This window comes from Desulfobacterales bacterium, from assembly GCA_028704555.1.
In the GTDB taxonomy this organism is placed as follows: Bacteria; Desulfobacterota; Desulfobacteria; order Desulfobacterales; family JAQWFD01; genus JAQWFD01.
Map to the genome: position 1 here is coordinate 18,613 of JAQWFD010000016.1, position 13,758 is coordinate 32,370.

Below are 13,758 nucleotides of genomic sequence, written 5' to 3' on the forward strand. Positions count from 1 at the left end.
GGCTGTGTTGAAGCTGCAAAAGCAAAAAGGTTCAGGGAGGCGATACATTGAGCAACTTTTACCATAGGCTTTTGGAACAACCTGAAGGTAAAATAATTGAATTCAAAAGGGATCTGTCTTCACCCAAGCCAATGATGAAAGCACTTGTGGCATTTGCCAATACTGCCGGTGGACGGCTGATTATCGGTGTCAGTGACGACCGGCAGGTGCTGGGGGTTGAAGACCCGCTGTCACAGGAGGAACGGCTGTGCAGCATGATCGCCGATTCCATTGCACCCCGCCTTGTGCCGAACATCGAAATGATCACCATTGAGGATAAAACCCTTTTAATTGCCGAAGTTTTTCTCAGCAGTTCCCGCCCCCATTTTCTGCGTTCCGAAGGTGGGGAAACCGGCGTTTATGTCCGGCTGGGTTCAACCAACCGCCAGGCTGACCAGGAGCTGATTGCAGAGCTTCGCCGGTCAGTGGAGGGAGTGGCATTTGACGAGATGCCAATGCCTGAGCTTTCCATTGATGATATAGATACCCGGGCCATTGCCCAAAGTGCCCGTGAAAAATCTCCCATGGGTGAGAGAGAACTCAGAACACTCAAGTTGCTTGTACCCCACCAGGGGAGGCTGGTTCCTTCAAAAGGGGCCATCATTTTATTTGGCAGGGATCGCAGATATTATTTTTCTGATGTATGGGTGCAGTGCGGACGGTTTACCGGTCGAGACAAGGCAGATATTTTTGATCACATTGAGATTTACGACCCTCTTCCCCAGGCGGTTGACAGTATCATGCTGTTTCTGAAGAAGCATGCCATGCGCGGGGCCGATTTTTCAGAGGTCAGGCGTAAAGATGTCTGGAGCATTCCCCTGGGTATTTTGCGTGAAGCTGTCATTAATGCCCTGGTTCATGCAGACTACTCCCAGCGGGGGGCTCCCATCCGGATTTCCTTTTTTGATGACCGCATTGAAATTGAAAATCCCGGAATTCTTCTGCCCGGCATGACCATCAAAGATATGAAAGAAGGTATATCAAGAATCAGGAACCCGGTTATTGCCCGTCTTTTTCGGGAGATGAATCTGATTGAGCAATGGGGAACCGGTGTGCCCCGCATGTTCAAACAGGCTCAAGAACTGGGACTGCCGGAACCTCAGATTGTGGAATTAGGAATGAGGGTCAGGTTTATTGTTCATCTGGCCGAGCAGGTACGTATTCAGACCCAGCCGGCAACCCAACAAGTAACCCAACAAGTAACCCAACAAGTAACCCGGCTGCTGGAAAAAATGGAAGGAGAAATAAGCCGATCACAGCTTATGCAAGCCTTACAATTAAAAGATCGAGTGAATTTTTCCCGTATTTATCTTGAACCGGCACTTGCGATGAATTTGATTGAAATGACGCAACCGGATTCTCCCAAAAGCCCAACGCAAAAATACCGGCTCACGGCAAAGGGACAGGGATTGCTATCCACAGATGACAGCGGAAAGGGCTAAGGGCCTCGGAACAAATTAAATCCACAATCTTGCTTGTCTTTTTGCCCGCCTTCTGCGTTGCATCAAAAAGCACATGCAACAAGCATGCACTCTTTGATACGCCTTGAAGACGAACAGGTAAGCGAGTGTGCGAGACTCCGAAAATCCTTCGCAATCTTTGTGGATTTTATTCCTTCCGAGGCCCTAACCCCGGAATCTATCTTTTCTTTAATCTGCGAAAATCTGCGTAATCTGCGGATAATTTTTTTCCACAGATTACGCAGATTATGATGAATATTTTTAACAGGAAAATCATGGATATAAAACAGCTCAACCAGACCCTGACACGGATTTTTAAAGAAGAGAAGAAACGACTCGTTTTCTGGTATGACGGGGAAAAGGAATTTGAAGAGAGTTTGCCGTCAATAGAAGTGGAAGGAGTTACTCTCTTAAGGCTTGATGAGACCTGCGCCCTTGATTTAAAAATAAGGCTTGAGATCGGGGATGTTAATGGACGATTTATTCTTTATGCCCCGTACTATGAACCCGCGCCGGAAAGAGACTGGCTTTTTGATATTAAATTATACGCCTATCTTTTCCATGCTGACCGGGCGTCGATCCTGATTAAGGAGCTGGGTCTGGAAAACCAGAGCATGAGGCCTTTTATTAAAGAACGAAGGGCGTTTTTCAGAAGCCGGGACCGGCTTGACCGATTAAAAAAATGGGTTGAACTGCAAGATCGGGAAGATGATATGGATCTTAAGATGATCACCGTTCTTGTACGGGCTGACCAGCCTGAACCTTTTGCCATTCTCATGAAATTGATGGCCTCTTTCTGCATGGACGGCCAATTTGATGAAACAATGGAATCAAAGCCATGGAAGGAGATTGATGCCTTTGGACTTACCCCTTCATTTTGGAAATTCATGGTGCAAACCTTTGGATACGTCAATGAATCATCACCGGGTTTGATGGATCTTTTGATCAGAATTTTTGTCACTGATTTTTCAAACCATCTTAAAAATGATCTGCCGGTTTCCCTTGCACATTTCAGGATTTCAGGAACGTCTAAAGCGATGAACGCATCGGTCTTTTTAAACCAGTGGCAGACCCATACCCTTTATTGTAAAAATTTCAACCGGATCTCTAAGGCTATCTCTAAACGACTGAATATCGCCCAGGCGATCTCCTGCCTGGAAATTGAAAATCTTCTGGAAGTCTTCACTTTTGAAGATGTGGAACAAAGAGTTATCAGTTCATTCAGGGATCAGATCATTGATCGTTTTCATCGGGCTTCTTTTGATAAGGATTTTTTAACCATCCAGGATGCCATTAAAAAACGGCTGGATGGATATTGGGCAAATTCTATTTTTGAGGATGATCCTGAAAAAAACCTCTATAAATCCGCCTGTCAAGCGTTGGAAACAGCCATAAAGCTGTTTGAGCTGAGAAAAAAATATGACGGTGGATTTAATTACAAGCGTGCCGACGACATGTTTGCGGCGTATACCCGGGAACTTTTTCTTTTTGATCAATACCATCGAATCTTCAATGAACTTGCCAATGAGGCGGAACAGGGTGGATGGGATGTGTTGAAACAGCTTAGATCCTGTGTGGAAGATTGTTACAGTGGCTGGTTCCTGGAACAGCTTTCCATTAAATGGGGTGATTTCCTCGGATCTGATTCTGATTTGATTGCACCGGGTCTGCTTGACCACTGGCATTTGAAGGGGATTGATAATCAATATAATTTTTTTAAGGAAAAGATAAGGCCTGTATTGGCCAGGTCCGATAGAAACAGGATATTTGTCATTGTCAGCGATGCCTTTCGTTATGAAGCAGGAAAAGAGATGACAGACCAGATCAATGGCAAGTATCGGCTTCAGGCTGAGATTGAGCCCATGCTTGGCGTTTTGCCGAGTTTTACAGCCCTGGGTATGGCATCAACGCTGCCATATGAATCCTTGTCATTTAAAGAGGATTCAATAAGTCCATTACTTGACGGGAAAGCAACCGGTTCATTTGATCAGCGTGCGGCCATTCTAAATAATGTTAACGGAACAGCCGTTAAAGCATCAGATCTGTCAGCCATGAGCAAAGACAAGGGCCGGGAGTTTGTAAAACCCCACAGGGTCGTTTATATTTATCATGATCATATTGATGCTGTTGGAGACAAGGCCGTTTCAGAAGATAAGACCTTTGAGGCCGTAAGAACTGCCATTGATGAGCTGACAGCGCTTGTGGGGCTTATCATTGACCGCCTGAATGGCTCCCGGGTCATTATCACCGCAGATCATGGTTTTATTTATCAGGAAAAAGATCTGGCGGCCTTGGACAAAAGTATCCTGGAGCCGGAACCCAACGGTGCGGTTAAAAAGCATAAACGATTCATTCTGGGAGCAACCCTTGGAAAATCTGATAAGGTATTTGTCGGCAGCACTAAACAGACCGCCAATACGATTACAGATATGAAGTTCTGGCTGCCAGGGGGAACCAACCGGTTCAATTTTGTGGGGGGAGCAAAGTTTTTCCATGGCGGGGCCATGCTCCAGGAAATCACCATACCGGTGATAACGGTATCTGAAATGAAGGGAATCCATAAGGAGAAATCCCAGGTGGGCATGGTGGGTGTTTCTTTACTGGGATCCTCTAAAAAGATCGTGACCAATATCCCCAGATTTGAATTCATACAGACCGATGCCGTTTCCCAGCGCATGAAACCCAGGACCTTAAAAGTATCTTTGCGGGACGGAAACGATATTGTCAGCAAAGAAGAGACCCTCACCTTTGACAGCAGTTCTTCATCCATGGATGAACGTAAAAAAACAGTCAGGCTATCTTTAAAATCAGGACCCTTTGACAATAAAAAAGAATATGCCCTGGTGCTTCGCAATGCCGAGGATGAGACAGAATATGACAGACTGCCGTTCATGATAGATATTGCATTTGCAAACGATTTTTAGGTGGATTTATGGAAACAGGCGATGTCAGTATTGATGTATTGTTAAATACGCATTTTGCAGGCCGTGTGGTACGAAAAGATCTGACCAAACTTCTCAAGGAGGGCGCCAATGTCCCTGTTTATGTGTTGGAATACCTCCTGGGGATGTATTGTGCGGTTGAAGATGAAGCGGTGATACAGGAAGGGCTTAAAACAGTAAAGCAGATTCTGTCAGATAATTATGTCCGCCCGGATGAGGCCGAAAAGGTCAAATCCAAAATTAAAGAACTCGGCAGCTATAAAATCATTGATAAGGTGACGGTAAAGCTCAATGAAAGACGAGATGTCTATGAAGGCATGCTTTCCAACCTCGGGGTCAAGGGACTTGAAGTCTCCAGTGATATTGTAAAACGATATGAAAAACTCCTGGTGGGAGGCATCTGGTGTATTTTAAATCTTCAATATTATTATGAGGAAGGGTCAAAGGATTCCCCCTTTCTTATATCAGAGCTCAAACCCATTCAAATGCCCAATCTTGATATGAACTTGATTTTTGAAGGGCGGAAGCAATTTTCTGAAGAACAATGGATCGACATGATCTTAAGATCAACCGGACTTGAACCGACTCTTTTTGAGACGCGTGTTAAATGGCATTTTCTGTCACGGTTGATCCCGCTGGTTGAAAATAATTATAACCTGTGCGAACTGGGACCCAGGGGAACGGGTAAAAGTCATATTTACAAAGAAATCAGTCCCAATTCGATACTGGTGTCCGGCGGCCAGACAACGGTGGCAAACCTGTTTTACAATATGAGCAGTCGGAAAGTCGGTCTTGTGGGGGTATGGGACACGGTGGCATTTGATGAGGTTGCCGGCATCCGGTTTAAAGATAAAGACGGCATACAGATCATGAAGGATTTTATGGCATCCGGTTCTTTTTCCCGGGGAAGGGATGAAGTTAATGCCAATGCTGCCATGGTCTTTGTGGGCAACATCAACCAAAGTGTGGATATGCTCGTTAAAACCAGTCATCTTTTTGCGCCTTTCCCTGAAGAAATGATTGATGCTGCTTTTTTCGACCGGATGCATGCCTATGTTCCGGGCTGGGAAATCCCCAAGATGAGACCCGGATTTCTCACCAACCAGTATGGATTGATTGTTGATTTTCTTGCTGAATTCTTAAGGGAAATGCGGAAAAGAAGCTTTTCAGATGCCATTGATCGATATTTTAAAATGGGAAACAACCTGAATCAGAGAGATATCATTGCCGTTCGAAAAACAGTGTCCGGACTTTTAAAAATCATATATCCCCATGGCGATTTTGATAAAGATGCGGTTGAACGCTGCCTCGTTTATGGCTTGGAAAGCAGGAGGCGTGTTAAAGAACAGCTGAAAAAGATCGGGGGCATGGAATTTTATGATGTGCATTTCAGCTACATCGATAATGAAACCCTGGAAGAAAAGTTTGTCAGTGTTCTTGAGCAGGGCGGAGGGACACTCATCCCTGAAGGCCCCATGAATCCTGGAACGATGCATACGGTAAAGCTCGGAACCTCCGGACATCCCGGTTTATACCGATTGGAACTTCAGGTGACAGCGGGCAATGGCAAATTATCGATTTCAGGCTCTGGAACCGACACAAAGACCAAAGAGGCCATCAAAATTGCCTATGACTATTTTAAGGCTAACATGGCAAGGGTCAGTTCCATGTCCAAAGTCGGCGATCATGATTATCACCTTCATATTGTTGAAATGCAAAGCACCGGCCCTGCTTCTGATCTGACCCTGTGCAGTTTTATCTCCTTATGTTCCGGGCTGATGGGTAGATCCATCCAAAGTCAGATGATCGTTTTGGGAAATATGAGCCTGGGTGGAACCATTGAAAAAGCATCAAATCTCGCAGAAAAGCTGCAAACCGGATTTGACGCGGGTGCAAAAAAAATCCTGATTCCCATGAGCAGTGTGGGAGATATCCCAACCATCCCCGGGGAACTGTTTGCCAAATTCCAGACGAGTTTTTATTCAGACCCTGTGGATGCTGTCTATAAAGCCTTAGGCGTCAAATAATAAAGAGCAGGTGTATTTGCTGCAAATGGGGGCTGTGTGAATAAACAGATGGATAATCGAACCCCCGGAGCCATGTATTCCCTTATACCGGGAATCAAAGACTGGTGAGGTGTGGGAGAAGGAGACCTAATGTGTCTGGATAAAAGTTTTTACCTGTGGCTGGCAGGATAGACTACGAATATTACTGCGATATTAGAGTAGACAGGGGAAACATCCGTGAGAAGGCGTCAGGGCTGGCCATGGCTGAAATGTAAAAAATTGGATTTTGATAATATATAATAGTTACAATAAATTTTACATTTATTGAAGATAAGTATTCTTCAATAACCATTTAACATTACATATATATAATATATAGCAGGGCTATTGGATAAATCTATTCACTCACGCGCTCGATAGAGTTAAAAGGTATTTGTAACCGTTTTAGCATCCGGCTTGTAATGGCTGCCTTTCATGCGATTCATATGTCATTATGGGGCGGAAAACTGCCCCATAACTGCAGCGCGGAAAACGGAAACGAATATCAGATATTACGATACGATTAAAGAGAACGGTCGTCAGGCATCCTTTTTGTCTGAAATCTTTTTTTCGTCTTCATCCTCATTTATTTCTTTGGTCGCTTTTTTGAAATTTTTTATGCCTTTTCCGATACCGGATCCGATTTCGGGCAGTTTGCCTGCACCAAAAATGATCAGGATGATAACCAGTATGATGATAAGTTCCGGCATTCCGATTCCAAACATAAACTCCTCCTGTCTCATACCTGTTTTTTTACCAGGTTCATAATAAAATTACTCTGGGAAAATGAAATAGTGACGACCTGATCGGGCATAACCTGCCAGGAAGCTGGCCGTACGCATTCGTTTTCCATTATATGCCGATAATCAGAACAAAAGCGCCAGAGAATTTTTTCAGCTGTAAGCATGCCTATGGACATTTAGCAGCCATCAAATTGATGTTAATACATATCACCGGCTAAATACGGTGTCAATCGATTACCATTAACCCTGCAACGCGACTTGTTTTTTAGAGCCCTTTAATTTCAAGGGGTTCTGTTCTTAATGTCTATGGCGTTTAATTAAAAACAGCATGTTAATTTTTAAGTATCGTTGTAGGGTTAAGCTGGAAACTGCCTTTCTGTGTTAATCGGAAGCCTTCCCCGAATGATCAGGGCCGGGGGATACCGAATAATCTGCAACTGTTCGCCCATATCACCTCTGAAAGATATTCCGGATCTTCGTCTCTGACCTCAGCAAGCTTTAGTAGAACCCGCCTGACAAAGGCGGGCTCGTTTCTCCGGGTTCGGTTTCGTTCGGGCGTGGGGGTCAGATAGGGAGAGTCGGTTTCAATCAAAAGTCTTTCCGCGGGTATCATGGGGGCCAACCGCCGCAAATCCATGCCGCGGGAACAGAGGGTGATGATTCCGGTTATGCCGATGTACAGTCCCATGTCCAGATATTGGTTTAATTCGGCTTCATTGCCGCTGAAACAGTGGATAACCCCTCTGATGCGGTGTTCGTGAGTCTTGAGAATATCCAGAAGCCGTCCCCGGCTCTCTCTTTCATGAAATATGACTGGCAGATTTAATGTCCCCGCTGTGTCAAGCTGACGGACCAGCCATTTCTCCTGAACGGCTTCGGGCGAATGCATCCGGTTAAAGTCCAGTCCGATTTCTCCCCAGGCGCGAACCTTCGGACTCGCTGCCAGGTGTTTGAGTTCGTCTATGACGGTCTCCGAACAGTTATTTGTCTCATGGGGATGCAGGCCAACCGAAGCGTAAATATCGGATCGGGATTCTGCTATGGATACTGCCTTCTTCGAAGAATCCGTGTTGACCCCGACTATCATCATCGCGTTTATGCCGCTGTCCTTTGCGCGCTGGATGACCAGGTCAATGTCTTCGTCAAATACGGGGTCATCTATGTGGCAGTGGCTTTCAAATAGTGTCAGCATGACTTGATTCCTTTATTATTAAGGGCTCGCTCAGAAATAAGTTCGCAATTTTAAATGTTGAGGCGCCTGTCTGGCAAGACACGAAAGTGCAGGAATATCAAGCATATTCCGAGCTTTCGTAACGCAGCCAGGCAGGATGCATCGGCGCTTAAAATGGGAAGTTATTTTTGAGTGAGCCCTAAGGGCCGGCGCAAATTGCCAGTTTCCTGGCTCCGGAATGCCGGTTTCTGGCATCATAACATAAGGATGCGATACAGGGTTGTCCATACGGCAATCGTATTATTGAAAAGCAGGGCTTGATCATAACTGCGGCCATATTCTCTTACGTGTAGTTTCGAAGTCCCGGCCGTTGCCGGCGTACGACATGGCCCCGGCATCCCCCCGTATCGTGCTGGAGAAGCCGGCAACGGGCGGGACGGACTCCGTGACATTGCAGCCGCAGTTATGATCAAGTCCTGCTTTTCATTAATTTCAGACTCCAGCGACAGAGTAATATCTAAAAGACCTCCTGATGCCCCATTGTACTTGTTAATACAAGTGAGCAAGCATACTTCAGCAGGAGTTTCCGTACGGAGCCCGGGAAACGAAACCCGGCTATCGCCTTGCGTTTCATATGCGATTTATTTTAAGAATGTTATTCGATATCAGTATATTATGAACGCTGGCTCAGGTGCCATGAAATTTGGCAGCGGGCCTGAAATGGCTGTTTTTCCCATAACCGTTAGATTCAAGCGTTGATTCTCAAAATACTTCATGGGATTCAGTTAAAGGCCCCATCTTTTTTTTTGAACAGCATAACTTGTTTTAGAATAAACAATAGTTCATTTAACCCGATTTAATGAATATTATTCATTAAAAGTTGAAATCCGAATCTGCCGGTAAGGCCCGTCTTTATACGTTCCGGGCGGTTGTCTTCCTGATATTGAATGATACTGATGGGTTTTCCATCAGTATCTAACCTGTCGAGAAAGCCAAAGGGTCCGCATCCGGCATACGGGGTTTAACATTGAATTCCTATAATATCAATATTTGGGGTTGACTAAATATCGTATTTGGGGTTGACTAAATATCGTTTGATTGGTAATGCAACAAGTTATCAGTTAATAACAACTTATCAGTAAATATCATAGGAGGAGATCAAAAAAGGATAATTCCTGTCTAGGAGAAGTACTGCAGGTATTTTTAACATAGTATATTAATTATACTCCGGAGGTTAGACATGTTTAAAATTGTAAATCGGCAAGAAATGGCAGAAGGTACTATAATTCTGAACGAAATCGAAGCCCCTTTGATCGCGAAGAAGGCACAGCCCGGCCAGTTTGTAATCCTGAGAGCCAATGAAACCGGCGAGCGCATTCCTTTGACGATGGCAGATTCTGACCCTGAAAAAGGGACCATCACGATTGTTTACATGGTGGTTGGAAAATCCACTGCGCTGTTCAGGGACATGAAAGTCGGCGAAGGCTATCTGGACATCATCGGTCCTCTGGGAAAACCGACCCATCTCGAAAAACTGGGCAAGGTCGTGTGCGTTGGCGGTGGTACCGGTGTGGCTGTACTGCACCCCATTACCCGAGGTCTCAAGGAAATCGGCAACGATGTAACCTGCATTATCGGCGCAAAGAGCAAGAATCTGTTGATCCTGGAAGAAAAGATGAAAGCCGCATCCCATGATCTTCGCGTTTGTACGGATGATGGTTCCTACGGCCATCCCGGTTTTGTAACCGAGCAGCTGAAGGACGTTCTGGAAAACAACAAGGACATTAAACTTTGTGTGGCCATCGGTCCTGTCCCGATGATGAAATTTTGCTCATTGATGACAAAAAAATACAATGTGCCGACCATGGTCAGCCTGAATCCGATCATGGTTGATGGAACCGGGATGTGCGGCGGTTGCCGCGTGACGGTCGGCGGCAAAACCAAATTTGCATGCGTTGACGGTCCCGAATTCGATGGCCATCAGGTTGACTATGATGAGCTGTTCAAACGTCTTGCATCCTATTTTCCGGAAGAAAAAAAGTGTATGGATGAATATTGCCGTCTTGCATAATTCCGGCAAATTTGAGGCGAAAGATTATAGACAGTTTATTTAAATGAATTGTTCATTAATGATTTAAACAGATACGTTTTTCGGAGGATATTATGGCTAAACAAGAAGCGATACTCAGACAGCCCATGCCGGAGCAGGATCCAAAGGTACGCGCAAGGAATTTTGAAGAAGTTCCCACGGGTCAGAGCCCGGAAACGGCTATGAAAGAGGCTGAAAGATGTCTGCAGTGTAAAAAACCGGCTTGCGTGGAAGGCTGCCCGGTGGGTGTTGATATTCCCGGTTTTATCGGGTTGATTAAAGAAGGAAAATTTACCGAATCCATCAGCAAGATCTGGGAAAAGAACGCCCTGCCGGCCGTTTGCGGACGTGTTTGTCCCCAGGAGCTGCAGTGTGAAGGTCTGTGCATCCTCGGCAAAAAGGGTGCCCCGGTTGCCATCGGTAACCTGGAGCGTTTTGTCGCAGATTATGAACGAAAGAATCGCCTGGCTACGAAGCCTGCGAAAGCTGCGGCTACCGGAAAGAAAATTGCCGTTGTCGGTTCCGGTCCTTCAGGGTTGACCGTTGCCGCTGACCTTATTCTCAAGGGCCACGCGGTTACATTGTTTGAAGCCTTTCATAAACCCGGCGGCGTTCTGGTTTATGGAATTCCTGAGTTCAGGCTTCCCAAAGAAATCGTTTTTTCAGAAGTGGACGGACTCAGTGCCCTGGGCGTTGACGTTCAGTGTGATGCGGTAGTTGGCAGAACCGTCAGTCTGGAAGAACTCTTTGAGCAGGGATATGACGCAATTTATCTGGGCGTTGGCGCAGGTCTGCCGACTTTCCTCAACCTTCCCGGCGAGAATCTGATCGGTATCATGTCTGCCAATGAGTACCTGACCCGGTCCAACCTGATGAAAGCCTATCGGTTCCCGGAATATGACACTCCGATCATCCGAGGGAAAAAGGTTGTCACGCTGGGCGGCGGAAACGTGGCCATGGATTCGGCCAGAACCGCTCTTCGTCTGGGTGCTGAGGAATCCACTATCGTATATCGCCGTTCCAAAACAGAGCTTCCGGCAAGGGCTGCTGAAGTTCACCATGCTGAAGAAGAAGGCGTGAAATTCCATTTCCTGACAGCGCCGACCCAGTTCATGGGGGATGAAAAAGGTCGTTTGACTTCAATGGAAGGCCTTGTGATGGAGCTGGGCGAACCTGATGCATCCGGCAGGCGTCGTCCGATACCGATTCCGGGTTCCGAGTTCACCATTGAATGTGACCTGGTTATCATCGCTGTCGGTGCCGGACCCAACCCGCTGCTGACGCGGTCTACCCCGGCGCTTGGATTGAACAAGTGGGGTTATATCAACGCTGACCTTGTGACCGGAAAGACCACCATGAAAGGTGTCTGGGCCGGCGGCGACATCGTTACCGGTGCCGCAACCGTTATTCTGGCCATGGGTGCCGGTCGTGGCGCGGCTGACTCCATCGATGATTATCTCGCACGCGGCTGGTAACCAATACCGCCGTTTGTAACCCGATATAGATAAAAAAACCGGCTGGATTCATCATGGAATCCGGCCGGTTTTTTTATGAACAAGTTCAGCAGTCAGGATCTGAAGGCTATCGCGGAAAGCGCCAGGGGTGTCGTGTTATCCGAAAAGCGCCACCCACGACAGAAACGTTTCGACTTTTTCAGGGCCGAAGCGCTCAAGACCTGCAATGATTTCCATAACGGATTTTTCTCTTGCCGGCAGCTGTCCGTCTTTGGAAAAGAAATTATCTGCGTAGCAGACAATCTGCTCCTCGATGGACAGCGGCATCATGTCCCGGTCCGGCAGCGGAAGTTTCTGCTTCCTGATATCTCTGGCCGACAGGCCGGTGCCGATATGACGTTCACAGACGAGAGCGTGGCGGAAAAGGCCCCTGCTTTCCAGAAACATTCTGCCCAGATAACCGTGACAGATATAGGGGTGGTCTCCGGAGCAGCCAAGCGAGGGTGCATCGGTGAAGCAGATGCCGATATCGTGAAGAAAGGCGGCTTCCTTGATAAACCCAAGATCCGGATTGAGGTATCTCACATTGGCGGCGGCTTCAAGCGCTTTTTCGGCAACATGCTGCCCGTGGTCTGTCAGCAACGCATACGACCGGGAATCCGGTCGGTAACAGGCTTTGATAATTTCGATGTAATCCATTCAGTGTTTTCCCGACAGCAGCATTCCCTCAATAAAAGGATCAATGGCGCCGTCTAAAACCGCATTGACGTTTCCGATTTCGATATTGGTGCGATGGTCTTTGGCCATCTGATAGGGGTGAAGAACATAGGAACGAATCTGATTGCCCCAGGCGATATCGGATTTGCTGTCATGGATCTGTTGCATCTTGTCGTCCTGCTTTTGCTTTTCATGCTGATACAGCCGGGCGTTGAGTACTTTCATTGCAAGATCCTTGTTTCGGTGCTGGGACTTTTCCTGCTGGCACTGAACCACGATTCCTGTGGGCAGATGGGTGATGCGTATCGCACTGCTGGTCTTGTTGACGTGCTGTCCCCCGGCCCCGCTGGCCCTGAAAACATCGATTCGAAGATCCTTTTCTTCAATGTCGATAACGATTTCCTCGTCGAGTTCCGGGTATACAAATACCGCTGCAAACGATGTATGGCGCTTTCCGCTGGCATTGAACGGCGAGATACGGACCAGCCGGTGGATTCCGACTTCGGCTTTTAAATAACCATATGCGTAGGGGCCGCTGGCCGTGAAGGTCACGCTTTTGATTCCGGCTTCATCGCCCGGCTGAAAATCGATGAGTTCGATTTTAAATCCTCTGCGTTCGACCCATCGCAAATACATCCGGTAAAGCATCTCTGCCCAATCCTGTGCCTCTGTGCCGCCAGCGCCGGCATTGATGGAGACAATCGCATTGTTGGCATCATTTTCGCCGCTCAGCATCAGGTCAAGAGACATTTTCCTGATTCGCCGGTCAATATCCTCAAGCTGACCGGTCACCTCTTGCACGGCTTCTGAATTTGACTCATCCAGCGCCAGTTCCAGAAGAATGCCGGTTTCCTCAAGGTCATTGACAATGTGCCGGAAGGTGTCGACCTGGTCGGTCAGGACGGTTCGTTCTTTTAAGATGGCTTTTGTGGCTTCGGGATTATCCCAGAAATCTGTTCTGGAGATCTGTGCTTCAATTTCTTTTAGCCGTTTTTCCTTGTCGGCAAGGTCAAAGGCAGCCTTTCAATGGTTCAATTTTTCGATACAGATCTTTAATGGTTTGTTTTAATTCCAACGACATAGTAACCTCCCCAACGG

Annotated in this window: 9 protein-coding genes; 5 read left to right on the plus strand and 4 right to left on the minus strand. The window is 46.7% G+C overall.

Features of this window, described 5'->3' with window-relative positions; all coding sequences use genetic code 11:
- Positions 1–71: 71 nt before the first annotated feature.
- The 3 genes from PHQ97_07685 to brxL all read left to right on the plus strand — a co-directional run bounded on the left by PHQ97_07685 (position 72) and on the right by brxL (position 6,468).
- Positions 72–1,481: a helix-turn-helix domain-containing protein gene (locus tag PHQ97_07685; GenBank protein ID MDD4392609.1), complete on the plus strand. Its 1,410-nt coding sequence runs from the start codon at positions 72–74 to the stop codon at positions 1,479–1,481.
- 293 nt (positions 1,482–1,774) lie between these two features.
- Positions 1,775–4,423 (plus strand): BREX-1 system phosphatase PglZ type A, encoded by a 2,649-nt coding sequence (pglZ, locus tag PHQ97_07690; GenBank protein MDD4392610.1) that lies wholly within the window; start codon positions 1,775–1,777, stop codon positions 4,421–4,423.
- 8 nt (positions 4,424–4,431) lie between these two features.
- Positions 4,432–6,468: a protease Lon-related BREX system protein BrxL gene (brxL, locus tag PHQ97_07695; protein MDD4392611.1), complete on the plus strand. Its 2,037-nt coding sequence runs from the start codon at positions 4,432–4,434 to the stop codon at positions 6,466–6,468.
- A 557-nt stretch (positions 6,469–7,025) separates the two neighbouring features.
- On the opposite strand, the gene tatA is transcribed toward brxL, so the two are convergent.
- Positions 7,026–7,211: a twin-arginine translocase TatA/TatE family subunit gene (gene tatA, locus PHQ97_07700; GenBank protein ID MDD4392612.1), complete on the minus strand. Its 186-nt coding sequence runs from the start codon at positions 7,209–7,211 to the stop codon at positions 7,026–7,028.
- Positions 7,212–7,635: 424 nt separating this feature from the next.
- The gene (locus PHQ97_07705; GenBank protein ID MDD4392613.1) at positions 7,636–8,418 is read right to left on the minus strand and encodes a TatD family hydrolase; all 783 of its coding nucleotides are present in this window, start codon (positions 8,416–8,418) and stop codon (positions 7,636–7,638) included.
- Between the two features lie 1,222 nt (positions 8,419–9,640).
- On the opposite strand from PHQ97_07705, the gene PHQ97_07710 reads away from it, so the two are divergent.
- Together PHQ97_07710 and gltA are read left to right on the plus strand one after the other, a co-directional pair.
- A complete protein-coding gene (locus PHQ97_07710; protein ID MDD4392614.1) occupies positions 9,641–10,471 on the plus strand; it encodes a sulfide/dihydroorotate dehydrogenase-like FAD/NAD-binding protein in 831 nt (276 codons plus the stop codon).
- 92 nt (positions 10,472–10,563) lie between these two features.
- Entirely contained in the window at positions 10,564–11,964 is a 1,401-nt protein-coding gene (gene gltA / locus PHQ97_07715) for an NADPH-dependent glutamate synthase (protein ID MDD4392615.1), read from the plus strand.
- A gap of 135 nt (positions 11,965–12,099) precedes the next feature.
- On the opposite strand, the gene PHQ97_07720 is transcribed toward gltA, so the two are convergent.
- Together PHQ97_07720 and prfB are read right to left on the minus strand one after the other, a co-directional pair.
- Positions 12,100–12,642, minus strand: coding sequence for a phosphohydrolase (locus PHQ97_07720; protein ID MDD4392616.1), 543 nt, complete (start codon positions 12,640–12,642; stop codon positions 12,100–12,102).
- Positions 12,643–13,741 (minus strand): peptide chain release factor 2 gene (prfB, locus tag PHQ97_07725; GenBank protein ID MDD4392617.1). Its coding sequence is split into 2 segments (ribosomal slippage): positions 12,643–13,671 and positions 13,673–13,741, totalling 1,098 coding nucleotides; the frame shifts between segments, so codons are not numbered across the junction.
- Positions 13,742–13,758: the final 17 nt, after the last annotated feature.

Bases quoted from the DNA above. Each gene is read 5' to 3' on its own strand.
- pglZ (MDD4392610.1), top strand. From the start codon at position 1,775: ATGGATATAAAACAGCTCAACCAGACCCTGACACGGATTTTTAAAGAA.
- brxL (MDD4392611.1), top strand. From the start codon at position 4,432: ATGGAAACAGGCGATGTCAGTATTGATGTATTGTTAAATACGCATTTT.
- tatA (MDD4392612.1), bottom strand. From the start codon at position 7,211: ATGTTTGGAATCGGAATGCCGGAACTTATCATCATACTGGTTATCATC.
- PHQ97_07710 (MDD4392614.1), top strand. From the start codon at position 9,641: ATGTTTAAAATTGTAAATCGGCAAGAAATGGCAGAAGGTACTATAATT.
- gltA (MDD4392615.1), top strand. From the start codon at position 10,564: ATGGCTAAACAAGAAGCGATACTCAGACAGCCCATGCCGGAGCAGGAT.
- PHQ97_07720 (MDD4392616.1), bottom strand. From the start codon at position 12,642: ATGGATTACATCGAAATTATCAAAGCCTGTTACCGACCGGATTCCCGG.